The organism is Pseudomonas sp. B329 (assembly GCF_023127835.1).
Classification (GTDB): Bacteria; Pseudomonadota; Gammaproteobacteria; order Pseudomonadales; family Pseudomonadaceae; genus Aquipseudomonas; species Aquipseudomonas synxantha_A.
Map to the genome: position 1 here is coordinate 18,083 of NZ_SPKP01000063.1, position 22,980 is coordinate 41,062.

Genomic DNA, 22,980 nt, shown 5'->3' on the forward strand with positions numbered 1-22,980 from the left:
TGCGTAGGATAATGCCCCGTCGCGCACGACCTCGCCAGCAGCAGTGTTTACAGGTTGCGGTTTTTTGCCTCGATCCACTGGGACATGTACTGGGTACTCTTGTGCGCGTGATGGCGCAGCATACTGCCGGTGAAGTTGTCCCGGCGATGGGCGGCGAGGTTGCGGCGGCATTGCTCCAGGCAGTCCACCAAGGCTGGCCCGTGCAGAGTCTGGTCATAGCGCCGGGCCAGCAGTTGGCGCCCGTGTTCCTGGGCCTGGGTCCAGCGCTCGTGGTCCTGGTAGAGGGCCACAGCAGCGGCGGCCAGGGCCGGGGCGTCGTGTTCGATCACGCCGGGCCAGGGTTGATCATCGCCCATGGCCTCGGCGCCGATCGGGGTGGTGACATTGGGGGTGCCGCAGAGCATGGCGTCGATCAACTTGCCCTTGATGCCCGCGCCAAAGCGCAACGGTGCCAGGCAGATGCGTGCGGCGGTCATGACTTGCAGCGCGTCTTCGGCCCAGTTCATCACATGAAAACCCTGTGCCGGGTTGTGCAGGGCGGTGGCCTTGGGTGGGGTGTAGGCGCCATAGATATGCAGCTGCGCGCCCGGCAACTGTTGGCGAATCAGCGGCCACAGGCTTTGCTTCATCCACAGCACCGCATCCCAGTTGGGCGCGTGGCGGAAGTTGCCGATGCTGAGAAAGTGCGCACGGTCTTCAAACGGCGCAAACGCGGCGGTGGGCGGTTGCAACATCAACGGGCACCAATGGAGCAGAGCGGCGGGCACCTTGAACTGCTCGGTGAGCAGGCGGATTTCCACGTCGGAGATCATCAAGCTGATGTCACAGCGGTAAATCGCGGCGATTTCGCGCTTGGCCAGGTCGGTATCGGCCATGCGCTGGAACTCGTCTTGAAGCGCAGGCGCGAACAGGGCGCTGAAGTCGTCGCTGTCGGGGTTGGCTTTCACCTGCTCCTTGAAACGCTGGTGGCGGGCATCGCGCAGGCTTTGCAGGTCGGAGGTTTCCAGCACGCGCAGGGCGTTGGGGCAGCATTGCTCCACGCGCCAGCCGAATTGCTCCTCCATCATGAAACGGTCGAACAGTACGATATCCGGGGCCAGTTCGCGGATAAAGTCATCGAAACTGCTGTTATTCAGTTCGATGGCGCATTCGGCGATGCCAAGTGCCGGCAAGTCGGCCTTGTGTTCGCCGATGGTCGCAGGGCTGCTGAAGGTAATGTCCCAACCTTGCGTAAGAAAACTCTCAAGGATCTGCATCATATGCCCCCCCGCAGCCGAGGAGCGGGGCTCTGGCCAGACGTAACCAATGACCAGAACTTTGGTGGCAGGCTGATTCATCGACGACGGTTTCCTTGAAGGGCAGGCGAAAAGCGCGCAATTAAACCACAACCTGGCGACATGACAATTTGTGTCTGGCGGTAGGTAGCATCGGCACTTTGTGGTTAACTTCGGCCTCTCGAATTCGTTTAACCAAAAACCAGCATAAGGATTCCGTTCATGGCTCAAGTCACCCTCAAAGGCAACACGGTCCAGGTTGAAGGCGAACTGCCGAAAGTCGGCGCCAAAGCCGCAGATTTCACCCTGACCGCCGGCGACCTGTCCGACGCCACCCTGGCCACCTTTGCCGGCAAGCGCAAAGTGCTGAACATCTTCCCAAGCGTTGATACCCCAACCTGCGCCACTTCCGTGCGCAAGTTCAATGCCCAGGCCAACGATGTGGCCAACACCGTGGTGCTGTGCATCTCCACCGACCTGCCATTCGCCCAAGCGCGCTTCTGTGGTTCCGAAGGCCTGGAAAACGTTAAGAACCTGTCGGATTTCCGCAACGCCGACTTCGCCGTTGACTATGGTGTTTCCATCGCCGACGGCCCGCTCAAAGGCCTGACCGCTCGCGCTGTCGTGGTACTGGACGAAAACGACAATGTGCTGCACAGCGAGTTGGTCAAGGAAATCGCTGAAGAGCCAAACTACGATGCGGCCCTGGCTGTATTGAAGTAACTGTTTCTGCGCGTAACTGTCGTTTGGCAGTAACACGTATGATGCATGATTGCGGCCTGGCCTAGTCCAGGCCGTTTTTATTTGAGTGTCAGCGGTTTAGCGAAATAGCTGGCGGACTAAGATCAGACGTTAAAAGTTGTAAGCCCAAGGTAAATAGCCGGTAAAGGTGCTTTTCTAAACGCCCCCCAGTGCTTATCTTTCAGCCTCCCGAAGAAGAAGCTCTCATCCCCAATGGTTGATCACTCCATGCAATCCTCCTCCCGCAACTCCCGCCGCTGGCTGTTTGGCCTGCTTGTGCTGCTGGTTATCGCCGGCCTGTGCTGGAAATTCTGGCCCGGCGGCGCGGCTCACAAGGACGCTCCTGCGGGGCACACCGGCAAGACCGGCATGGCGCGCCCGGGCTTCGGCGGTTCCACCGGCCCGGTGCCGGTGCGCGTGGCGCCGGTGGTGCAGGGGGAGTTTGCGGTGTACTACAAGGCGCTGGGCACGGTCACCGCGCTCAACACCATTAATGTGCGCAGCCGGGTGGGCGGTGAGCTGGTGAAGATCGCCTTTGAAGAAGGCCAGATGGTCAAGGCCGGCGACCTGCTGGCAGAAATCGACCCGCGCAGCTACCAGAACGCCTTGCTCCAGGCCCAGGGCACATTGCTGCAGAACCAGGCGCAGTTGAAAAACGCCCAGGTCGATGTGGAGCGTTATCGCGGCCTGTACGCCCAGGACAGTATCGCCAAGCAGACCCTGGACACCGCCGAAGCGCTGGTCCTGCAATACCAGGGCACGGTCAAGACCAACCAGGGCGCGGTCGACGATGCCAAGCTCAACCTTGAATTCACCAGGATCCGTGCGCCGATCAGCGGCCGCGTTGGCCTGCGCCAGCTCGATGTCGGCAACCTGGTCGCAGCCAATGACACCACCGCCCTGGCGGTCATCACCCAGACCCAGCCGATCAGCGTGGCGTTCACCCTGCCGGAAAATACCCTGGAAACCGTACTCGCCCGTTACCACGCCGGCAACAAACTGCCCGTGGAAGCCTGGGACCGTAGCGACGTGAAAAAACAGGCGGTCGGCGTGTTGCAGAGCCTGGACAACCAGATCGACGTCACCACCGGTACTTTGAAGTTCAAGGCGCGCTTTGATAACAAGGACCAGGCGCTGTTCCCCAACCAGTTCGTCAATGTGCACTTGCTTGCCGACACCTTGCATAACGTGGTGTTGGCGCCGTCGGCGGCGGTCCAGTTCGGCAACACCGGCACCTTTGTCTACAAGCTTGACGGTGACAACAAGGTCAAGGTCCAGCCCCTGGTGCTGGGTGACACCGACGGTGAGAACACTGTGGTCAAGGAGGGCCTGGTCGCAGGCGATCGCGTGGTGCTGGAAGGCACTGACCGTCTCAAGGACGGCAGCGAAATCGAAGTGGTCAACGAAAGCAAGGAAGTGCCGACCACGCCGACCGAACACCTGCAAGGCAAGCCCGCGGCAAAAGGGGAGACCGGCGCTGACGCCGGCAAGGCGCAAAAGGTCGGTTCATGAACCTGTCACGCCTGTTTATCCTGCGCCCGGTCGCCACCACGCTGAGTATGCTGGCGATTGTATTGGCCGGGATCATTTCGTACCGCTTGTTGCCGGTATCGGCCTTGCCCCAGGTGGACTACCCGACGATCCGGGTGATGACCCTGTACCCCGGCGCCAGCCCAGACGTGATGACCAGTGCGGTCACTGCGCCGCTGGAGCGTCAGTTCGGGCAGATGCCCGGGCTGACCCAGATGGCGTCCACCAGCTCGGGCGGTGCGTCGGTGCTGACCCTGCGTTTCAACCTCGACGTCAATATGGATGTCGCCGAGCAACAGGTGCAGGCCGCAATCAACGCCGCCACCAACCTGTTGCCCAAGGATTTGCCGGCGCCGCCGGTGTACAACAAGGTCAACCCGGCCGACACCCCGGTGCTGACCCTGGCGATTACTTCCAAGACCATGCTGCTGCCCAAGCTCAATGACCTGGTCGATACGCGCATGGCGCAGAAAATCGCCCAGATCAGCGGCGTCGGCATGGTCAGCATCGCCGGTGGCCAGCGCCAGGCCGTGCGCATCAAGGTCAACCCGCAAGCCCTGGCGGCCAATGGTTTGAACCTGTCGGACGTGCGTGCGCTGATCGCCGCCTCCAACGTCAACCAGCCCAAGGGCAACTTCGACGGCCCCACCCGCGTGTCGATGCTCGATGCCAACGACCAGTTGGTCTCACCCCAGCAATATGCCGAGCTGATCCTGGCCTACAACAATGGCGCACCGTTGCGCCTCAAGGATGTAGCGCAAATCGTCGACGGCGCCGAAAACGAGCGCCTCGCGGCCTGGGCCAACGAGAACCAGGCGGTACTGCTCAACATCCAGCGCCAGCCGGGCGCCAACGTGATCGAGGTAGTCGACCGTATCAAGGCGCTGCTGCCGAGCATCACCGACAACCTGCCGGCCGGCCTGGACGTGACGGTGCTTACCGACCGTACCCAGACCATCCGCGCCTCGGTGAAAGACGTACAACACGAGCTTCTGATTGCCATCGCCCTGGTGGTGATGGTGACGTTCCTGTTCCTGCGTCGGGTCAGCGCCACGATCATTCCGTCCATCGCCGTGCCGCTGTCTCTGGTGGGTACCTTTGGCGTGATGTACCTGGCGGGGTTCTCCATCAATAACCTGACGCTGATGGCCCTGACCATCGCCACGGGGTTCGTGGTGGATGACGCCATCGTTATGCTGGAGAACATTTCTCGCTATATCGAGGAGGGCGAGACGCCGATGGCGGCGGCGCTCAAGGGCGCCAAGCAGATCGGCTTCACCCTGATTTCCCTGACCTTGTCGCTGATTGCGGTACTGATCCCACTGCTGTTCATGGCTGACGTGGTCGGGCGGCTGTTCCGCGAGTTCGCCATCACCCTGGCGGTGGCGATCCTGATTTCGCTGGTTGTGTCCCTGACCCTTACGCCGATGATGTGCGCGCGCTTGCTCAAGCGCGAACCGAAGGAAGAAGAGCAGGGACGTTTCTACAAGGCCAGCGGCGCCTGGATCGATTGGCTGATCCAGGCCTATGGCCGCAAGTTGCAGTGGGTGCTCAAGCACCAGCCGCTGACCCTGCTGGTGGCCATCGCTACCCTGGGGCTTACGGTGGTGCTGTACCTGGTGGTGCCCAAGGGCTTTTTTCCGGTGCAGGACACCGGGGTGATCCAGGGTATTTCCGAAGCGCCGCAGTCGATTTCCTTTGCGGCGATGAGCCAGCGTCAGCAGGAGCTGGCGAAGATCATCCTTGCTGATCCCGCGGTCCAGAGCCTGTCGTCCTACATCGGTGTGGACGGCGATAACGCCACCCTCAATAGTGGCCGCTTGCTGATCAACCTCAAGGCCCACGGCCAGCGCGACTTGAGCGCAGCCGAGGTGATCACCCGCTTGCAACCGCAAATCGACAAGCTGGTGGGCATCCGCCTGTTCATGCAGCCGGTGCAGGACCTCACCATCGAGGACCGCGTCAGCCGTACCCAGTACCAGTTCAGCATGTCGTCGCCGGACGCCGAGTTGCTGGCACTGTGGAGTGGCAAGCTGGTGCACGCCCTCAGTCAACAGTCGGAACTCACCGACGTTGCCAGCGACTTGCAGGACAAAGGCTTGCAGGTGTACCTGGTGATCGACCGCGACGCGGCCTCGCGCCTGGGTGTGAGTGTCTCGACCATTACCGACGCGTTGTATGACGCCTTTGGCCAACGGCAGATCTCTACCATCTATACCCAGGCCAGCCAATATCGCGTGGTGCTGCAGGCTCAGTCCGGCGAAACCCTCGGCCCGGCCGCGCTCAACCAGATCCATGTGAAGACCACCGACGGCGGCCAGGTGCGGCTGTCGAGCCTGGCCCATGTCGAGCAGCGCCAGGCGCAGTTGGCGATTGCCCATATCGGCCAGTTCCCGGCGGTGATGATGTCGTTCAACCTGGCCCCCGGCGTCGCCCTGGGCAAGGGTGTGGAGCTGATCAACCAGACCCAGAAGGACATTGGCATGCCGGTGGGCGTGCAAACCCAGTTCCAGGGTGCCGCCCAGGCGTTCGAGGCGTCCCTGTCGAGCACCTTGCTGCTGATCCTGGCCGCGGTGGTCACCATGTACATCGTGCTGGGCGTGCTTTACGAGAGCTATATCCACCCGATCACTATCCTTTCAACCTTGCCGTCGGCGGCGGTGGGGGCCTTGCTGGCCCTGCTGCTCAGTGGCAATGACCTGGGCATGATCGCGATCATCGGCATCATCCTGCTGATCGGTATCGTGAAGAAGAACGCGATCATGATGATCGATTTCGCCCTCGACGCCGAGCGTAATCAGGGCCTGGACCCACAGACGGCGATTTACCAGGCGGCGCTGTTGCGTTTCCGGCCGATCCTGATGACTACCCTGGCCGCGTTGTTCGGTGCGGTACCGCTGATGCTTGCCAGCGGTTCCGGCGCGGAGTTGCGCCAACCGCTGGGTTTGGTGATGGTCGGTGGCTTGCTGGTGAGCCAGGTGTTGACGCTGTTCACCACGCCGGTGATCTACCTGTACTTTGATCGCCTTGGCCGGCGCTGGCGCAAAGAGCCGCAACGCCTGGAGCCGGTTGAGCCATGAACCTGTCCGGACCTTTCATTCGCCGGCCGGTAGCGACCATGCTGCTGAGCCTGGCGATCATGCTGCTCGGTGGCGTCAGCTTCAACCTGTTGCCGGTGTCGCCGCTGCCGCAGATCGACTTTCCGGTGATCGTGGTGTCGGCCAGCCTGCCCGGCGCGAGCCCCGAGGTGATGGCGTCCAGCGTGGCGACGCCATTGGAGCGTTCATTCGGTTCGATTGCCGGTATCACCACCATGAGCAGTTCGTCGAGCCAGGGCTCGACTCGGGTGATCCTGGCCTTTGATTCCGACCGCGATATCAACGGTGCGGCGCGGGAAGTGCAGGCGGCGATCAATGCCTCGCGCAACCTGTTGCCCAGCGGTATGCGCAGCATGCCCACCTACAAGAAGATCAACCCGTCCCAGGCACCGATCATGGTGTTGTCGCTGACCTCCGACGTGCTGCAGAAGGGCCAGCTGTATGACCTGGCGTCGACCATCCTGTCCCAGAGCCTGTCCCAGGTGCCAGGCGTGGGTGAAGTGCAGATCGGCGGCAGCTCCCTGCCGGCAGTGCGCATCGAGTTGGAACCCAAGGCCCTCGACCAGTACGGCGTGGCCCTGGACGATGTGCGCAATACCATCGCCAATGCCAACCAGCGCCGGCCCAAGGGCTCCCTGGAAGACGCTGAGCGCAATTGGCAGATCCAGGCCAACGACCAGCTGGAAAAAGCCAAGGACTACGCGCCGCTATTGATCCGCTACCAGGACGGTGCGGCCCTGCGCCTGGGGGATGTGGCGAAGATCACCGATGGTGTGGAAGACCGCTACAACAGTGGCTTCTTCAATAATGATTCGGCGGTGCTGCTGGTGATCAACCGCCAGTCCGGCGCCAACATCATTGAAACGGTCAGGCAGATCAAGGCCCAGTTGCCGGCATTGCAGGCGGTGCTGCCGTCCAGCGTCAAGCTCAGCCTGGCCATGGACCGCTCGCCAGTGATCACTGCCACCCTGCATGAAGCGGAAATGACCCTGCTGATTGCCGTGGGCCTGGTGATCCTGGTGGTGTACCTGTTCCTGGGTAACTTCCGTGCTTCGCTGATCCCGACCCTGGCGGTGCCGGTGTCGCTGGTGGGCACCTTCGCGGTGATGTACCTGTACGGGTTTTCGCTGAACAACTTTTCGTTGATGGCGCTGATCCTGGCCACCGGGCTGGTGGTGGACGATGCCATCGTGGTGCTGGAGAACATTTCCCGGCACATCGACGAGGGTGTGCCGCCGATGAAGGCGGCGTACCTGGGGGCCGAAGAGGTCGGCTTTACCTTGTTGTCGATGAACGTGTCGCTGGTGGCGGTGTTCCTGTCGATCCTGTTCATGGGCGGGATTGTCACCAACCTGTTTCGCGAGTTTTCCATCACCTTGTCGGCGGCGATCATCGTCTCGCTGATTGTCTCGCTGACCTTGACGCCGATGCTCTGCGCCCGCTGGCTCAAGCCTCATGACAAGACCCGGCAGACCGGTTTGCAGCGCTGGAGCCAGAAGGTCAACGACCGCATGGTCGCCGGCTACGCCACCAGCCTGGACTGGGTGTTGCGCCACCGGCGCCTGACCCTGCTCAGCCTGTTGATTACCGTGGGGGTGAATGTCGCGCTGTATGTGGTGGTGCCAAAAACCTTCATGCCTCAGCAGGACACCGGCCAATTGATCGGGTTTGTGCGCGGTGACGATGGCCTGTCGTTCAGCGTGATGCAGCCGAAGATGGAAGTCTTCCGCCAAGCGGTGCTCAAGGACCCGGCGGTGCTCAGCGTGGCCGGCTTTATCGGTGGCAACCAAGGCACTAACAACGCAGTGATGCTGGTGCGCCTCAAACCCATCAGTGAACGCAAGATCTCTGCCCAGGCGGTGATCGAGCGTCTGCGCAAAGAGGTGCCGTTGGTACCGGGCGGGCGCCTGTTCCTGATGGCCGACCAGGACCTGCAGTTCGGCGGCGGCCGCGACCAGACCAGCGCGCAATATTCCTACATCCTGCAAAGCGGCGACCTGGCCGCGTTGCGCCTGTGGTACCCGAAAGTGGTCGCGGCGATGCGTGAGTTGCCCGAGCTGACTGCCATCGACGCTCGCGAAGGCCGGGGCGCGGCGCAGGTCACGCTGATCGTCGATCGGGACCAGGCCAAGCGTCTGGGCATAGACATGGACATGGTCACGTCGGTACTCAACAACGCCTACAGCCAGCGGCAGATTTCCACCATCTACGACAGCCTCAACCAGTATCAGGTGGTGATGGAGGTCAACCCCAAGTATGCCCAGGACCCGATCACCCTGAACCAGGTCCAGGTGATTACTGCCGATGGTGCGCGGGTGCCGTTGTCGACCATTGCCCATTACGAGAACAGCCTGGCCGACGATCGCGTCAGCCATGAAGGCCAGTTCGCTTCCGAAAACATCGCCTTCGATATGGCGCCCGGGGTGACGGTAGAGCAGGGCACCGCGGCCATCGAGCGAGCGATTGCCAAGGTTGGCCTGCCCGAAGATGTGATCGCCAAGATGGCCGGCACCGCCGACGCCTTTGCGGCCACGCAGAAGGGCCAGCCGTTCATGATTCTCGGTGCGCTGGTGGCGGTGTACCTGGTGCTGGGCATTCTGTATGAAAGCTATATCCATCCGCTGACCATTCTGTCGACCCTGCCGTCGGCGGGTGTTGGCGCGTTGCTGGCGATCTACCTGCTGGGCGGCGAGTTCAGTCTGATTTCGTTGCTGGGCTTGTTCCTGCTGATCGGTGTGGTGAAGAAAAACGCGATCCTGATGATCGACCTGGCGCTGCAACTGGAGCGCAACGACGGCATGAGCCCGCTGGAATCGATCCGCAGCGCCTGTCTGCTGCGCCTGCGACCCATTTTGATGACCACCCTGGCCGCCATCCTCGGCGCCTTGCCGTTGCTGCTCGGCACCGGCGATGGCGCGGAAATGCGCCATCCGTTGGGCCTGACCATTATTGGTGGCCTGGTCTTCAGCCAGATCCTGACCCTTTACACCACCCCGGTGGTCTACCTCTATCTCGACCGCGCGCGCCACCGCTTCAATGCCTGGCGCGGCGTGCGTACCGATGCTGCCCTGGACACTGCGCTATGACCGATTCAACCAAATTATTGTGGCGAGGGAGCAAGCACCCTCGCCACAACAACACAATGAAGTTATTGGCCGTGATGATGTGTGGGGTGTTGCTCAGCGCCTGCGCCATTGGCCCTGACTACAAGCGCCCGGAGGTCATCGAACCGGTGCAGTTCAAAGAAGCCCAGGGCTGGCGCCAGGCCAACCCCAGCGATTCCCTGGCCCGTGGCGCCTGGTGGGAGCTGTATGGCGACCGCCAACTCAATGAGCTGGTAGAGCGCCTCAACACGTCCAACCAGACCGTTGCCCAGGCCGAAGCGCGCTTTCGCCAGGCCAAGGCGCTGGTGCGCAGTTCCCGCGGGGCGTTTTACCCCAGCGTCGACCTGAGCGTGGGTAAAACCCGCGCCAGCCAGGGTACCGGCAGCAGCAGCGCCAGCCTCAGCAGTTCCAGCAGTGGTATCCGCGACACCCTCAATGCGCAGTTGGGCGTGAGTTGGGAAGCCGATATCTGGGGCAAGTTGCGCCGTGGACTGGAGGCCAATGAAGCCAGCGCCGAGGCCAGCTCGGCAGACCTGGCCGCGATGCGCCTGAGCCAACAGTCCGAACTGGTGCAGAGCTACCTGCAACTGCGGGTCATGGACGAACAGACGCGCCTGTTGCAAGCCACCCTGGACACCTACCAGCGTTCATTGAAAATGACCGAAAACCAGTACCGTGCCGGGGTGGCCGGCAAGGATGCCATCGCCCAGGCGCAAACTCAGCTCAAGACCACCCAGGCCAGCCTGATCGACCTGATCTGGCAGCGGGCCCAGCTGGAAAACGCCATTGCCGTGCTGATCGGCGAAGCCCCGGCCAACTTCAACCTGGCGGTGAGCAAAGACATTCCGGCGCTGCCGCAAATACCGGTGAGCCTGCCGTCCCAGTTGCTGGAACGTCGCCCCGATATTGCCTCGGCCGAACGCGCGGTGATCGCCGCCAACGCCAACATCGGCGTGGCCAAGGCGGCCTATTACCCGGATCTCAGCCTGAGCTTGCAGGGCGGCTACTCCAGCAGCACCTATGAAGATTGGATCAGCCTGCCGAACCGCTTCTGGTCGGTGGGGCCGAAACTGGCGATGACCCTGTTCGATGGCGGCCAGCGCTCGGCGGAAGTCGACCGCACCGTGGCCAGCTATGACGAGACCGTGGCCAAGTACCGCCAGACCGTACTGGATGGGTTCCGTGAAGTGGAAAACTACATGGTGCAACTCAAGGTGCTGGCGGACGAGGCTGTGGTCAGCAATGAAGCGCTGGAATCGGCGCGTGAGTCGTTGCGCTTGACCGAGAACCAGTACAAGGCGGGTTTGATCGCTTACCTGGATGTGGTGACTGTGCAGGCGACGGCCCTGAGCAACGAGCGCACCGTGTTGACCTTGTTGCAGTCGCGGCTGGTAGCGAGCGTGCAGTTGATTGCGGCGTTGGGTGGTGGCTGGGACGGCCAGACGTCTCTGGCCGAGAAGGAGTGAGCGAATACCTGGGCATCCTGTAGGAGCGAGCTTGCTCGCGAAGAACACACAGACACCGCGTTTCCCCCGGTTTCGCACGTCATCGTTGACGATCTTCGCGAGCAAGCTCGCTCCTACAGTGGGGAGGCCCCTTTCCATAGGTATTGAAAAATACCCGCATTAAGCCAGCAGATTGACGCCAAAAAATGACTAATGGCTATCTGCTTAATTAATCACCTGCCCCAGAATCATTCTCGCTACAATCGCCCGCTTTGCCACCCGGCATGGGCTTTTACGCCCTGTTGCCTGCGAGAAGCCCCATGTTGATCGGTAGCTATTCAACCTCCCTGGTCGTGATTTCCCTGTGCGTTGCAATGCTGGCGTCCTACACCGCGTTGGACCTGGCCGGGCGTATCGCTACGACGAAGGGGCGTGCCGTTTACTTATGGATTACCGGCGGCGCAGCAGCCATGGGCGTGGGCATCTGGTCCATGCACTTTATCGGCATGTTGGCCCTGCGCCTGCCGTTTGCCCTCGGGTTTGACCTGGGCATCACTGCGCTGTCGCTGTTGATCGCTGTGTTATCCAGTGGCTTCGCCTTATGGCTGGTCAGCCAGCCACGTCTGCCGGCCTGGCAACTGGCGTTCGGTGCGCTGGTGATGGGTGCCGGTATCGCCAGCATGCACTACACCGGCATGGCAGCGATGCGCATGACCCCGGGTATCGACTACGACCCTACCTTGTTCGGCGCTTCGTTGTTGATCGCGGTAATGGCTTCCGGCGCCGCGCTGTGGATCGCCTTCAACCTGCGTCGCAATACGCCTTACGTGCGCCTGGCGCGGGGTGCGGCGGCGGTGGTGATGGGCGTGGCCATTGTCGGCATGCACTACACCGGGATGGCCGCGGCGCAGTTTGCCGATGACAGTTTCTGCGGTGCCGCGCTAACGGGCTTGAGCGGCAAGGGCCTGGATAACCTGGTCTTGGTGACCTCCCTTGCGGTGTTGGTCATAGCGTTGTTGACCTCCTTGCTGGATGCCCGCCTGGAGGCGCGCACCGCTGTACTCGCCGATTCCTTGACCCTGGCCAACCAGGAACTGACCCACCTGGCACTGCACGACATGCTCACCGGCTTGCCCAATCGCACACTGCTGGCGGATCGCATTCAACAAGGCATTCAGGCGGTGTACGAGCAGGGCGGTTGCTTTGCGCTGATGTTTATCGACCTGGACGGCTTCAAGCCGGTCAACGATGCCTTCGGTCATCACATGGGCGATCAACTGCTGCGCGAGGTTGGCCTGCGTCTGCGCGAGGACTTGCGCAGCCAGGACACCCTGGCCCGTATTGGCGGTGACGAGTTCGTGTTGCTGGTGCAATTGACCCAGCCGGACGATGCCATGGGCCTGGCCGAGCGTCAGGTCGGTCTGATCAACCGCGCTTTCACGGTGGCCGAGCATGAGCTGAAAATCTCCGCGAGTATCGGTATCGCCATGTTCCCGGGCAACGGTAATAACCCCCAGGAGCTGTTGATGAACGCCGACGCGGCGATGTATCACGCCAAGGGCATGGGCAAGAACGGCTACAGCTTCTTCGATGCGTCAATGAACACCAATGCGCGCAAGCAACTGCAATTGTTGCAGGACCTGCGCAATGCCCTTGAACTCGGCGAGTTTCGCTTGTATTACCAACCCAAGTTCGATGCGGTGAGCGGTATTGCCGTGGGGGCCGAGGCGTTGTTGCGCTGGGAGCATCCGCAACAGGGCTTGTTGCTGCCGGCAGCTTTTATCGCGCTGGCGGAGAAAACCGGGCTGATCATTGCCATCGGTGAATGGGTACTCGACGAAGCCTGCCGCCAGATGAGCCTGTGGTACGCACAGGGTTATCAGAGCTGGCGCATCGCCGTGAATCTTTCGGCGCTGCAGTTCTGTCATGCCGGGTTGGTCAACAGTGTTGCGGCTGCTCTGGAGCGCCACCAATTACCCGCCAACAGCCTCACGCTGGAGATCACCGAGACCACTGCCATGAGCGATGCCGATGCGAGCATGACGGTATTGCAGCAGCTCTCGGACATGGGTGTGGACCTGTCCATCGATGACTTTGGCACCGGTTACTCCAGCCTGATGTACCTCAAGCGCCTGCCGGCCAACGAGTTGAAGATCGACCGCGGCTTTGTACGCGACCTGGAGCACGACAGCGACGACGCCGCCATCGTCTCGGCCATTGTCGCCCTCGGCCAGGCCCTGGACTTGCGGATCGTTGCCGAAGGCGTGGAAACCGATGCGCAGCAAAATTTCCTTACCCGCCTGGGGTGTGATTCCTTGCAAGGCTATTTGTTGGGGCATCCATTGCCGGCCGACAATTTCATGGCAAACATCCTCGCCGGCGAAGATGCGCCAGCGCCTGACAAAAGCCATCAGTGACGGGTATTCTTGGATCCAACCCTAACCATCAAGGTTGAATCAGGAGACCGTAGCCATGGACAAAGTCGTCATCATCACCGGAGGCAGCCGCGGGATTGGCGCCGAGACGGCCTTGCTGGCTGCTCGCGAAGGTTATCGCATCTGCATTAACTATCAGTCGGACGAGAAGGCTGCCCATGCCGTGCTTGAACAAGTGCGCGGCCTCGGCGCCCAGGCCATTGCGGTGCGCGCTGATGTCAGCATCGAAGATGAAGTGATAGCGCTGTTCAATCGCGTGGATGCCGAATTGGGGCGTGTCACGGCGCTGGTCAACAACGCCGGTACTGTGGGGCAAAAGTCGCGGGTCGACGAGATGTCCGAGTTTCGTATCCTGAAGATCATGAAGACCAACGTGCTGGGCCCGATCCTGTGCGCCAAGCACGCGGTGCTGCGTATGTCGCCTCGGCATGGCGGGCAGGGTGGCAGTATCGTCAACGTGTCGTCGGTAGCGGCGCGGCTGGGGTCGCCAGGTGAGTATGTGGATTACGCTGCGTCCAAGGGCGCTCTGGATACCTTCACCCTCGGTCTGTCCAAAGAAGTCGCAGGTGAAGGCATTCGAGTCAACGCGGTACGCCCTGGTTATATCTTTACCGATTTCCACGCCCTCAGCGGCGACCCGGACCGCGTCAGCAAGTTGGAGTCCGGTATCCCCATGGCGCGTGGCGGGCGTCCGGATGAAGTGGCTGAGGCGATTATCTGGTTGCTGTCGGACAAGGCTTCATACGCCACCGGCACCTTTTTAGACCTAGGGGGCGGACGCTGAAAAGCAGCTTACTGCCCGAGGTTTTGCAGCACGTCGTAGCCGTTTTCCGCGAATGCTACAAGTAGACGGGCTTCTGAGTTCTTTCGGGTGGAATAGCCGGCGTTGTGAAAGCCATTGATCTTGCCGTCGTGTCGTTCGCTGTTACCGACGCGGCGATCATTCACATTGTCGAGGACGTTAATCACCCTCGCCAGGTTATAGGCCGCGTGGGCCCTGGCCTTGGCATCAGGGTTGGCGAATGTCCAGTCCCCAGTCGGCGCTTGAGCAAGTCTGTCACCGGGTAGCTATCGCGGCGCTTGAACAGGTGCTTGAGCGCAGGATTGGCGTTGATGATCTGCCGGGTGGTACGACGGTCACCGACGGGAGGTTCTTCGGGCGCAGTCGGCACAATAAGCCAGTTATTTTCAGGGCGACCTTCGCCAAGCCGATAGGCGGTCGATGCCGCAAGAGGGTTGATGCGCATGACGATCTCGACATGAGGATAGGCATAGCTAGGTGGTTCCTGATGGCACACGGTTCCACGGGCTGTGTTTCGCGCCGTTAAAAAGACCGCACTATCCGCCCCAGCGTCTCCATGGCCTTTTCCGAGGCTTCGCTCCATGGGCTGCCATAGTTCAAGCGTATGCAGTTTCTGAAGCGCTGGGTCGCTGAAAAAATCGGCCCCGGTGCGATGCTGATACCTTGGGCCAGGGCCATCTGGAACAATTTCAGCGAGTCGGTTTGCTCCGGCAATTCCAACCACAGAAAATAACCGCCCGCTGGCTGGCTGACCCGTGTCTGGGCCGGGAAGTAGCGGGCGATGGCCGCCAGCATGGCGCTTTGCTGTTCTTCCAGGGCATAGCGCAATTTGCGCAGATGCCGGTCATAGCCGCCGTGTTGCAGGTAGTCGGCAATCGCCGCCTGGGCCGGCATCGACGGGCACAGCGAGGTCATCAGTTTCAGGCGCTCGACCTTCTGCGCAAAGCGCCCGGCCGCGACCCAGCCGACGCGGTAGCCCGGTGCCAGGCTCTTGGCAAAGGAACCGCAGTGCATCACCAGCCCTTCGGTATCAAACGCCTTGGCCGGTTTTGGCGCGTGTTGCCCGTAGTACAACTCGGCGTAGACATCATCCTCGATCAACGGCACCTGATGGCTGCGCAACAGCTCTACCAGCGCCTGTTTTTTTGCTTCGGGCAGGGTGGCGCCCATGGGGTTCTGGAAGCTGGTCATGGTCCAGCAGGCCTTGATTGGGTAGCGCTCAAGACTTTGTGCCAAGGCGTTCAGGTCAATACCATCGCGCGGGTGCACCGGGATTTCCACGGCCTTGAGTTTCAGGCGCTCCAGCACTTGCAGGCAGGCGTAGAACGCTGGTGCCTCGATGGCAACCAGGTCGCCCGGTTCAGTCACGGCTTGCAGGCACAGGTTCAGCGCTTCGAGGGCACCGTTGGTAATCAGCAGCTCCTCCATGGGCAGCATCAGGCCGCCGACCATGTAGCGCAGGGCAATCTGCCGGCGCAGTTGCGGGTTGCCCGGCGACATGTCGGTGACCACCAGGCGCGGGTCCATTTCGCGGCTGGCGCTGGCCAGGGAGCGGGCCAGGCGCGGCAACGGGAACAGCATCGGGCTGGGGAAGGCCGAGCCGAAGGGCACTGTATTAGGGTCTTTGATGGAGTCGAGTACCGAAAACACCAATTCACTGACGTCCACATGGGTGGACTCATGCACCTGCTCGCTCACCACTGGCTCGGAAAACGGGCTCGGCGCATGGGTGTTGACGAAGTAGCCCGAACGCGGCCGCGCGCGAATCAGGCCACGGCGTTCCAGCAAGTAATACGCTTGGAACACGGTAGACGGGCTGACGCCGTAGGTCTGGCTGGCATAGCGCACCGACGGTACGCGCTGACCTGGGCCAAGGACGCCGGAGCGGATCAGTTCTGCGATGTCATCGGCGAATTTTTCGTAGCGTTTCATGGCAGCCTTAAACAGTTTTCAGTCTGTACGCCGGGTAAGTGTGTGTGGGAGCTTGCCCACGATTAGCATAGGTATCTACACATTTTTGGTACGGCGCTGTACCTGTGGCGAGGGAGCTTGCTCCCGTGACGACCAGTCAGCCAGCGCATATCTATCTGATGCTCCGAGATCCAAATGTGGGAGCGGGCTTGCTCGCGCAGGCGGCCAGGCAGCCGACACAGTTATACCGAGTACATATCCATTGCTGCGGTAACGGCCACTTATGGTTCCGCTCTTACAGCGGGTCACTTTCGAAAAGCCGGAATGCCGGCCCAGAATCCCTGTCGAATTCCGGCCAGCGTGGTTTGACGGGGCGCTTAAGATCAAAAACAGATCAAGATCAAGAGCGGCTCGCTTCGCATCGTAGTTACCGTCGGCTTCTACAACCTAAAAAATTGTGTAGATACCTATGTCCCGATGAGGGGGTGTCAGTAACCAAAACTGTTCTGACCCACCGCTATCGGGAGCAAGCCCCCTCCCACATTGGCGGATTGTCAGCGGTTCAACGGCGCGACGAAGCGACTGTCTGCGGCGCTGTAGATCCAGGGCTCATCCACATCTGTCACCTTGAAGCGCAGGCTCTGCGAGCTGCTCGCCGGCTTCTCGGCCAGCAGTGCCACTGACACCGGCATATCGACGATTTCTCCGGGCGCCAGGCTGATCCGGGTCTTGCCTTGCAACTGGAACCCGTCGGCATCCACCAGTTCCACCCGGTAGTCCTGGCGTTGCTGGGTCTTGTTGATGACCTTGAGGCTGTAGATGTTCTCGATCAAACCCTGGCTGTTTTCGCGAAACATGCCGCGGTCCTTGGTGACATCCAGCGACACCATCGGCCGTTCAATCAAGGCCACCACCAACGCGGCAATCATTACCAGCAGTACGGCACTGTAGCCGATCAGGCGTGGCCTGAGCAGATGAGTCTTGCCACCCTGCAGTTGGTGTTCACTTGTGTAGCTGACCAAACCCCGGGCATAGCCCATTTTGTCCATGATCGAGTCGCAGGCATCAATGCAGGCCGCACAGCCGATACATTCCATTTGCAGGCCGTCGCGGATATCGATGCCGGTAGGGCAAACCTGCACGCACAGCTGGCAATCAATGCAATCACCAAGCCCTGCATCGGCTGGCTGCACTTCGCGTTTGCGCGGGCCACGGCGTTCGCCGCGGGCGGTATCGTAGGAAATGGTCAGGGTGTCTTTATCAAACATTACGCTTTGGAATCGCGCATACGGGCACATATGCATGCACACCGCTTCGCGTAACCAGCCGGCATTGATGTAGGTAGCGCCCGTGAAAAACAGCACCCAGAACAAGCTCACCCCGCCGATTTGCCAGGTCAGCAGTTCGACGGCGAGAGGGCGGATGGGCGTGAAGTAGCCGACAAAGGTCAGCCCGGTCAGCACGCTGATGCCCAGCCACAGCGTATGTTTGGCTGAGCGTCGCGCGAGTTTGTTCAGGCTCCACGGGGCCGCCTGCAGCTTGATACGCTGGTTGCGCTCGCCCTCGGTGATCTTTTCACACCACATGAACAGCCACGTGAACGAGCTTTGCGGGCAGGTATAACCGCACCAGACGCGGCCGGCAAACACCGTGATCGCAAACAGGCCGAAGGCACAGATGATCAGCAGCGCCGAGAGCAGGATAAAGTCCTGCGGCCAGAAGGTGGCGCCGAAAATGTGGAACTTGCTGTGCGCCAGGTCCCACAGCACGGCCTGGCGCCCACCCCAGTTCAGCCATACGGTGCCGAAAAAGGCCAGGAACAGCAAAGCCGCTCCACTGACACGCAAGGTGCGGAACAGGCCGGTAAAGCTGCGGGTATGGATCAGGTTATCGCTGGATTTGGCCTTCACCTTCTTTGGGTGTATGGGCTCAAAGGTTTCCACGGTTGGGATTCGTTCGCTCATGGTCGTTCGCTCATCAGCCTCCATCAGGCCAATGCACTATGGGCGACAGGCTGTTTGCATAACAGACTCAGGTATGGCGATATAAAGCGGATCAGATGGGCTGGATGTACCCATCTGCGTCAATGTGCTGCACCCCAGCGTCAATAAGGTGCAGCGATCGATCGAAGGGGCTGACGCAGATCAATTAAATCACCGAACCCGGTTCGTCGGCCTTCACATGCTGACGGCCATCGGTGGCGCCTTCAACCGTCAGGGCGTCCGCCTCGGCTTCGGTGATGTAGATGCGAGAACCCGCCAATTCCAGATAAGACATGGCTTTGTCGTGATCGGTAAGGATGGTCACCCGGGTGGCGGGCAGGCTTTGTTCCTGGCCGTTTTCGTCGAGCGTGAAGTAGCACAGATGATTTTCGATGCGTACGGTCATGACGATCTCCGTTTTGTGAACTGTGCAGCGTTAGGCGACTGCCATGCGCACGGGTTCCGGGCAACTGACTGGCGGTCTGTGCGGTCTATTCTTTACTCATAATAAAAGGAGCGCATCCATGGACGTCTGGTGGCAACAAGTGTGGCAAACCCTGCAAGCCGAGTTCGCCGACATCGCCGATGCCCGGCAACTCACTCAAGTGACTGTGCGCCTGCTGATCGCTGCGATCCTGGGTGGCATCCTGGGTTTTGAGCGTGAACACAAGGGCAAGGCGGCGGGCGTGCGCACTCATATGCTGGTGGCGCTTGGCGCGGCGCTGTTCGTGCTGGTGCCGCAGATGTCCGGCAACCAGGCAGACGCCATGAGCCGGGTGGTTCAAGGGGTGATTGCGGGCATCGGCTTCCTTGGCGCCGGCACTATCCTCAAGGGCAAGGAAGATGAAGAGGGCCAGCATGTGAAGGGCCTGACCACGGCTGCCGGGTTGTGGATGACCGCCGCCATCGGGGTGGCGGCGGGCATGGGGCGTGAATCGACGGCGGTACTCAGTACGTTGCTGGCCCTGGCGGTGTTCAGCATCATGCCGAGAATCGTCAAGTTAGTGGAAAAGTGATACCCAGCCATCAGGTCTCGATGTTGCTTTGGCGCACCTCACCAAACACCTTCAGTACAAAGGGTGGCTTGCCTGGAGCATCAGCAATGACTACCACGCTGACATTGTTATTGGGCGAATATTGAATCTGTATCTCCCCGATCGACTCTGGGGTGCGCTCAACCCATCGCAGCGGGGTGTTCAACTGTTTCTGAATGCCGGTCAGGTTCAGTTTGTCTTGGGATTTGAAATTCCGGATCTCTTGAGGAGATTCGAGTGTGGATTCACTGGCAGAGCGGAAGCTGTAGGTTGCAGAGCTGTCGTGGCCAGTGTCGGAGGCCGATGGCGGTGGCGTGGCATCTGCTTGTGACGCGTCGAGCTTTTCCTTGGCCAGCGAATCGCAGGTATTGCTTAAGGTTTTATAGGTCGAGTCCATCCTGGAATAGTGTTGTTTGATTTTGGCTAACTCTGCGAGTGAGTTATCGAGACGGCCAAAAGAGCTCGAGGCGTCGCCGTCAAATGCCCCGAGCAGGGTCTCGATATTTTTAAAGGCGAATTTATTCATTACCTCTTCTGTTGTTTTGTGCTTGGCTGAGTTCAGGTTCCTGGCACCGGCATTGAGCACGACGCTCATCTCTTCAAATTTTTTGCGGTTCGCTTTGGCGTCGGGCCCACGTAACGCTGCGCGCCTGTTTTCTGGCTGAAAAATCCATTCGAGTTCGGACTTGATTGCACGAGATTGGGCAGAGTCCGGATTGCCCTGTAGCGCGTTGATTCTTTCCGGGGTCAATAGTGTATGAGTATCGCTCACGCGTTTCGTCGCGTCTGCGTGTTGCTCAGGAGAGGTCTGATTGGAACGCGTGTCAGGCGATTGCTGTGCACGGTCCGGTGCCTTGGGCGTAACGGACCAGTTCGGGCCAGCGTTGAGCAACGCATCCACCTGCTGCTGTGTTGGCCGGCCCTGAGCGTGGGCGCCGCTGGAGTGTCCAGGTGGCGATGGCTGCGTGCGGGAAAAGTGCTGAGGGTTGATAGTCGACATGGTGTCCTCGCGATAGGATCAGAACTTCCCATCGGAAGATGGGTTGAGTGCGAGGTAAATATATAAACCTGCAGTCACGCGAGCATTCAGGCTTGTTCCCAGTGTCTGTAGGAGAGTTCGATTTTTTTGCGGCTCGCTCGAGCTGAAGAACAGCCTGACCCCTCCCGAGCGAACCTCCATCATTGTGACTCAGACGATGACCGGCGGCGTGGTCGTGGGCGGTTCTTGCGCTGCGGGTGGCTCATCTTCAGGGGGTTCCTGCTTTGGCGCCGGCGTTGGCTCCGAAGGCGGCAAGGGCGGGGCATCGATATTCGGATCTTCGGGCTCAGGGGGTATTGGGATATTCATCAGTGTGGCCTCCTTTGTGCTTGGCTCTATGGGTGGACCATTGCCTTGGGGAATTGATTCCCCGCCCGGCGGCCACATATCCACCTGAACTTTTGCCGCGCGCCCAGGCTCGGACTTTAAACGGCTCTGCTCAGGGAGAGCGTCGCCGTACTTGAATTCGGATCAAGCAAAGAGCGTCCACGGGGCGTAAGGGGAAGATGCTCGATGACTGCTGAAACACTGGCTCCAGAGGGCTGCGCACTGCCGTTGTCGCAAGCGCTGTTGTTACCCAGGATCGCTATCGAAAGCACCATGCCGGTGATCGACAAGGGGGAATTTGCCGTCAAGGCCGTGGTCGGCCAGCGCGTCAATGTCACCAGTAAAGTGTTCGCCGATGGCCACGACAAACTGGCGGTGCTGATCCGCTGGCACGCGCTGGAGGATGAAAGCTGGCACAGCGTCGTCATGACCGATGTCGGTAACAATGGCTGGGAGGGCGCGTTCACCGTCGCCCACCTCGGCCCGCATGAATACTGCATCGAGGCATGGATCGATACCTTCGCCAGCTTCTGCTATGAACTGCGCAAGAAACACGAGGCCGGGGTGCCGGTCAGCCTTGAATTGCAGGAGGGTCGTAGCCTGCTGTTGCAGGCCGCCGAGCGCAGTGACAACGAATTGCGCGACCGCTTGATGTTGCTGCACCACGAATTGTCGGGCCTGCTGGAAACCGAGCAGGTGGCGTTGTTCCTGCACGAAGACAGTGCACACCTGATGACCCAGGCCGATCATCGCGCTTATCTGAGCATCAGCCCCGCCTACCCGATTGACGTAGAGCGTGAGGCGGCGCAGTTCGCCAGTTGGTATGAGCTGTTTCCCCGCTCGATCACCGACGATCCGGCCCGCCACGGCACATTCAATGACGTGCACTCGCGCTTGTCGATGATCCACGACATGGGCTTTGACGTGCTGTATTTCCCGCCGATCCATCCCATCGGCCGCAGCCATCGCAAGGGTAAGAACAACTCACTCACCGCCGGCCCCGATGATCCGGGCAGCCCCTATGCCATCGGCAGCGAGGAGGGCGGGCACGAGGCGATTCACCCGCAACTGGGCAGTCGTGAGGATTTCCGTCGCCTGGTCAAAGCCGCTGCCGACCACGGCCTGGAAATTGCGCTGGACTTTGCCATCCAATGCTCCCAGGACCATCCGTGGCTTGAACAGCACCCTGGCTGGTTCAACTGGCGCCCCGATGGCACGATTAAATACGCAGAGAACCCGCCGAAAAAGTACCAGGACATCGTTAACGTCGATTTTTATGCGGCGGATGCGATTCCGGGCTTATGGACAGAGCTGCGCGATATTGTGGTGGGTTGGGTGGACGAGGGCGTGAAGACCTTTCGCGTCGATAATCCCCACACCAAGCCGCTGCCATTCTGGCAATGGCTGATCAGTGATGTCAGGTCCAGATACCCTGAGGTGATCTTCCTCGCCGAGGCCTTTACGACTCCGGCGATGATGGCGCGCCTGGGCAAGGTCGGCTATTCCCAGAGCTACACCTACTTCACCTGGCGCAATACCAAGGCCGAGTTGAGCGAGTACCTGACGCAATTGAACCAGTCGCCGTGGCGCGAATGCTACCGGCCGAACTTCTTCGTCAATACACCGGATATCAACCCAGGCTTTTTGCACCAGTCCGGGCGCGCCGGCTTCTTGATTCGTGCCGCGCTGGCGGCCATGGGCTCGGGCCTGTGGGGCATGTATTCAGGCTTTGAACTGTGCGAAGCCGCGCCAGTGCCGGGCAAGGAGGAATACCTGGATTCGGAGAAGTACGAAATCCGCCCGCGGGACTTCACCGCCCCCGGCAACATCATTGCCGAGATCGCCCAACTCAACCGTATCCGTCGGCAGAACCCGGCCCTGCACACACACCTGGGGCTCAAGCTCTACAACGCCTGGAACGACAACATCCTGTATTTCGGCAAGCGCAGCGAAGATGGCAGCAACTTCATTCTGGTGGCAGTCAACCTCGATCCCTTTAACGCTCAGGAAGCCCATTTTGAACTACCGCTGTGGGAGCTGGGCCTGCCGGATGACGCCCAGACCCAGGGTGAAGACTTGATGAACGGCCACCGTTGGACCTGGTACGGCAAGACCCAATGGACACGGCTTGAACCGCAGATGCCCTTTGGAATCTGGCGCATCACCGCTTCCTGAGCCTTGCGCAGGGCCAGTGTGGGAGGGGGCTTGCTCCCGATAGCGCTCTATCGGGCAATAAGCTTATTGACTGTCACGCCGCT

Annotated in this window: 16 protein-coding genes; 9 read left to right on the forward strand and 7 right to left on the reverse strand. The window is 60.5% G+C overall.

The window, feature by feature from the left end; translation table 11 throughout:
* Positions 1-47: 47 nt before the first annotated feature.
* Positions 48-1,337 carry a glycosyltransferase gene (locus E4P00_RS27245; protein ID WP_032875765.1) on the reverse strand — a complete coding sequence of 430 codons (1,290 nt, stop codon included), beginning with the start codon at positions 1,335-1,337 and terminating at the stop codon, positions 48-50.
* Between the two features lie 159 nt (positions 1,338-1,496).
* Here E4P00_RS27245 and tpx point away from each other — a divergent pair, with 159 nt between their 5' ends.
* From tpx to E4P00_RS27280, 7 genes are all read left to right on the forward strand, one after another.
* On the forward strand, positions 1,497-1,997 hold the full coding sequence (gene tpx, locus E4P00_RS27250) for a thiol peroxidase (RefSeq protein WP_078821465.1): 501 nt from the start codon (positions 1,497-1,499) through the stop codon (positions 1,995-1,997).
* 231 nt (positions 1,998-2,228) lie between these two features.
* Complete coding sequence (locus E4P00_RS27255; RefSeq protein ID WP_078821464.1) at positions 2,229-3,527, forward strand: MdtA/MuxA family multidrug efflux RND transporter periplasmic adaptor subunit; 1,299 nt, start codon at positions 2,229-2,231, stop codon at positions 3,525-3,527.
* Complete coding sequence (locus E4P00_RS27260; RefSeq protein ID WP_248133369.1) at positions 3,524-6,625, forward strand: MdtB/MuxB family multidrug efflux RND transporter permease subunit; 3,102 nt, start codon at positions 3,524-3,526, stop codon at positions 6,623-6,625. Before E4P00_RS27255 ends, E4P00_RS27260 begins: the two co-directional genes overlap by 4 nt.
* Positions 6,622-9,729 (forward strand): efflux RND transporter permease subunit, encoded by a 3,108-nt coding sequence (locus E4P00_RS27265; RefSeq protein ID WP_078821462.1) that lies wholly within the window; start codon positions 6,622-6,624, stop codon positions 9,727-9,729. The genes E4P00_RS27260 and E4P00_RS27265 overlap by 4 nt, the downstream gene beginning before the upstream one ends.
* Positions 9,730-9,785: 56 nt before the next feature.
* Positions 9,786-11,213 carry an efflux transporter outer membrane subunit gene (locus E4P00_RS27270; RefSeq protein WP_248133370.1) on the forward strand — a complete coding sequence of 476 codons (1,428 nt, stop codon included), beginning with the start codon at positions 9,786-9,788 and terminating at the stop codon, positions 11,211-11,213.
* A gap of 299 nt (positions 11,214-11,512) precedes the next feature.
* Positions 11,513-13,609 (forward strand): EAL domain-containing protein, encoded by a 2,097-nt coding sequence (locus E4P00_RS27275; RefSeq protein ID WP_032875746.1) that lies wholly within the window; start codon positions 11,513-11,515, stop codon positions 13,607-13,609.
* A 55-nt stretch (positions 13,610-13,664) separates the two neighbouring features.
* A complete protein-coding gene (locus E4P00_RS27280) occupies positions 13,665-14,411 on the forward strand; it encodes an SDR family oxidoreductase (RefSeq protein ID WP_032875743.1) in 747 nt (248 codons plus the stop codon).
* A gap of 181 nt (positions 14,412-14,592) precedes the next feature.
* Here the strand turns inward: E4P00_RS27280 and E4P00_RS27285 are convergent, their stop codons facing one another.
* The 4 genes from E4P00_RS27285 to E4P00_RS27300 all read right to left on the reverse strand — a co-directional run bounded on the left by E4P00_RS27285 (position 14,593) and on the right by E4P00_RS27300 (position 18,728).
* On the reverse strand, positions 14,593-14,874 hold the full coding sequence (locus E4P00_RS27285) for a hypothetical protein (RefSeq protein WP_248133371.1): 282 nt from the start codon (positions 14,872-14,874) through the stop codon (positions 14,593-14,595).
* A gap of 77 nt (positions 14,875-14,951) precedes the next feature.
* Positions 14,952-16,361 carry a GntR family transcriptional regulator MpaR gene (gene mapR / locus E4P00_RS27290; protein WP_216091509.1) on the reverse strand — a complete coding sequence of 470 codons (1,410 nt, stop codon included), beginning with the start codon at positions 16,359-16,361 and terminating at the stop codon, positions 14,952-14,954.
* Between the two features lie 533 nt (positions 16,362-16,894).
* Complete coding sequence (ccoG, locus tag E4P00_RS27295) at positions 16,895-18,304, reverse strand: cytochrome c oxidase accessory protein CcoG (RefSeq protein WP_032875737.1); 1,410 nt, start codon at positions 18,302-18,304, stop codon at positions 16,895-16,897.
* A gap of 184 nt (positions 18,305-18,488) precedes the next feature.
* Entirely contained in the window at positions 18,489-18,728 is a 240-nt protein-coding gene (locus E4P00_RS27300) for a DUF3203 family protein (protein ID WP_005788559.1), read from the reverse strand.
* A 118-nt stretch (positions 18,729-18,846) separates the two neighbouring features.
* On the opposite strand from E4P00_RS27300, the gene E4P00_RS27305 reads away from it, so the two are divergent.
* Complete coding sequence (locus E4P00_RS27305) at positions 18,847-19,338, forward strand: MgtC/SapB family protein (RefSeq protein WP_005788557.1); 492 nt, start codon at positions 18,847-18,849, stop codon at positions 19,336-19,338.
* 10 nt (positions 19,339-19,348) lie between these two features.
* Here E4P00_RS27305 and E4P00_RS27310 read toward each other — a convergent pair whose 3' ends face one another.
* Positions 19,349-20,356, reverse strand: coding sequence for a M10 family metallopeptidase C-terminal domain-containing protein (locus tag E4P00_RS27310; RefSeq protein ID WP_248133372.1), 1,008 nt, complete (start codon positions 20,354-20,356; stop codon positions 19,349-19,351).
* Between the two features lie 189 nt (positions 20,357-20,545).
* Positions 20,546-20,704 carry a hypothetical protein gene (locus E4P00_RS27315; protein ID WP_164699486.1) on the reverse strand — a complete coding sequence of 53 codons (159 nt, stop codon included), beginning with the start codon at positions 20,702-20,704 and terminating at the stop codon, positions 20,546-20,548.
* 204 nt (positions 20,705-20,908) lie between these two features.
* On the opposite strand from E4P00_RS27315, the gene E4P00_RS27320 reads away from it, so the two are divergent.
* Complete coding sequence (locus tag E4P00_RS27320) at positions 20,909-22,897, forward strand: alpha-1,4-glucan--maltose-1-phosphate maltosyltransferase (protein ID WP_248133373.1); 1,989 nt, start codon at positions 20,909-20,911, stop codon at positions 22,895-22,897.
* Positions 22,898-22,980: the final 83 nt, after the last annotated feature.

Excerpts from the sequence above, each read along its gene's own strand:
- E4P00_RS27265 (WP_078821462.1), top strand. The coding sequence starts at position 6,622 with ATGAACCTGTCCGGACCTTTCATTCGCCGGCCGGTAGCGACCATGCTG.
- E4P00_RS27280 (WP_032875743.1), top strand. The coding sequence starts at position 13,665 with ATGGACAAAGTCGTCATCATCACCGGAGGCAGCCGCGGGATTGGCGCC.
- E4P00_RS27260 (WP_248133369.1), top strand. The coding sequence starts at position 3,524 with ATGAACCTGTCACGCCTGTTTATCCTGCGCCCGGTCGCCACCACGCTG.
- E4P00_RS27300 (WP_005788559.1), bottom strand. The coding sequence starts at position 18,728 with ATGACCGTACGCATCGAAAATCATCTGTGCTACTTCACGCTCGACGAA.
- ccoG (WP_032875737.1), bottom strand. The coding sequence starts at position 18,304 with ATGAGCGAACGAATCCCAACCGTGGAAACCTTTGAGCCCATACACCCA.
- E4P00_RS27270 (WP_248133370.1), top strand. The coding sequence starts at position 9,786 with ATGAAGTTATTGGCCGTGATGATGTGTGGGGTGTTGCTCAGCGCCTGC.
- E4P00_RS27255 (WP_078821464.1), top strand. The coding sequence starts at position 2,229 with ATGGTTGATCACTCCATGCAATCCTCCTCCCGCAACTCCCGCCGCTGG.
- E4P00_RS27315 (WP_164699486.1), bottom strand. The coding sequence starts at position 20,704 with ATGAATATCCCAATACCCCCTGAGCCCGAAGATCCGAATATCGATGCC.
- E4P00_RS27275 (WP_032875746.1), top strand. The coding sequence starts at position 11,513 with ATGTTGATCGGTAGCTATTCAACCTCCCTGGTCGTGATTTCCCTGTGC.
- tpx (WP_078821465.1), top strand. The coding sequence starts at position 1,497 with ATGGCTCAAGTCACCCTCAAAGGCAACACGGTCCAGGTTGAAGGCGAA.
- E4P00_RS27285 (WP_248133371.1), bottom strand. The coding sequence starts at position 14,874 with ATGCGCATCAACCCTCTTGCGGCATCGACCGCCTATCGGCTTGGCGAA.
- mapR (WP_216091509.1), bottom strand. The coding sequence starts at position 16,361 with ATGAAACGCTACGAAAAATTCGCCGATGACATCGCAGAACTGATCCGC.
- E4P00_RS27320 (WP_248133373.1), top strand. The coding sequence starts at position 20,909 with ATGACTGCTGAAACACTGGCTCCAGAGGGCTGCGCACTGCCGTTGTCG.
- E4P00_RS27305 (WP_005788557.1), top strand. The coding sequence starts at position 18,847 with ATGGACGTCTGGTGGCAACAAGTGTGGCAAACCCTGCAAGCCGAGTTC.
- E4P00_RS27310 (WP_248133372.1), bottom strand. The coding sequence starts at position 20,356 with ATGTCGACTATCAACCCTCAGCACTTTTCCCGCACGCAGCCATCGCCA.
- E4P00_RS27245 (WP_032875765.1), bottom strand. The coding sequence starts at position 1,337 with ATGAATCAGCCTGCCACCAAAGTTCTGGTCATTGGTTACGTCTGGCCA.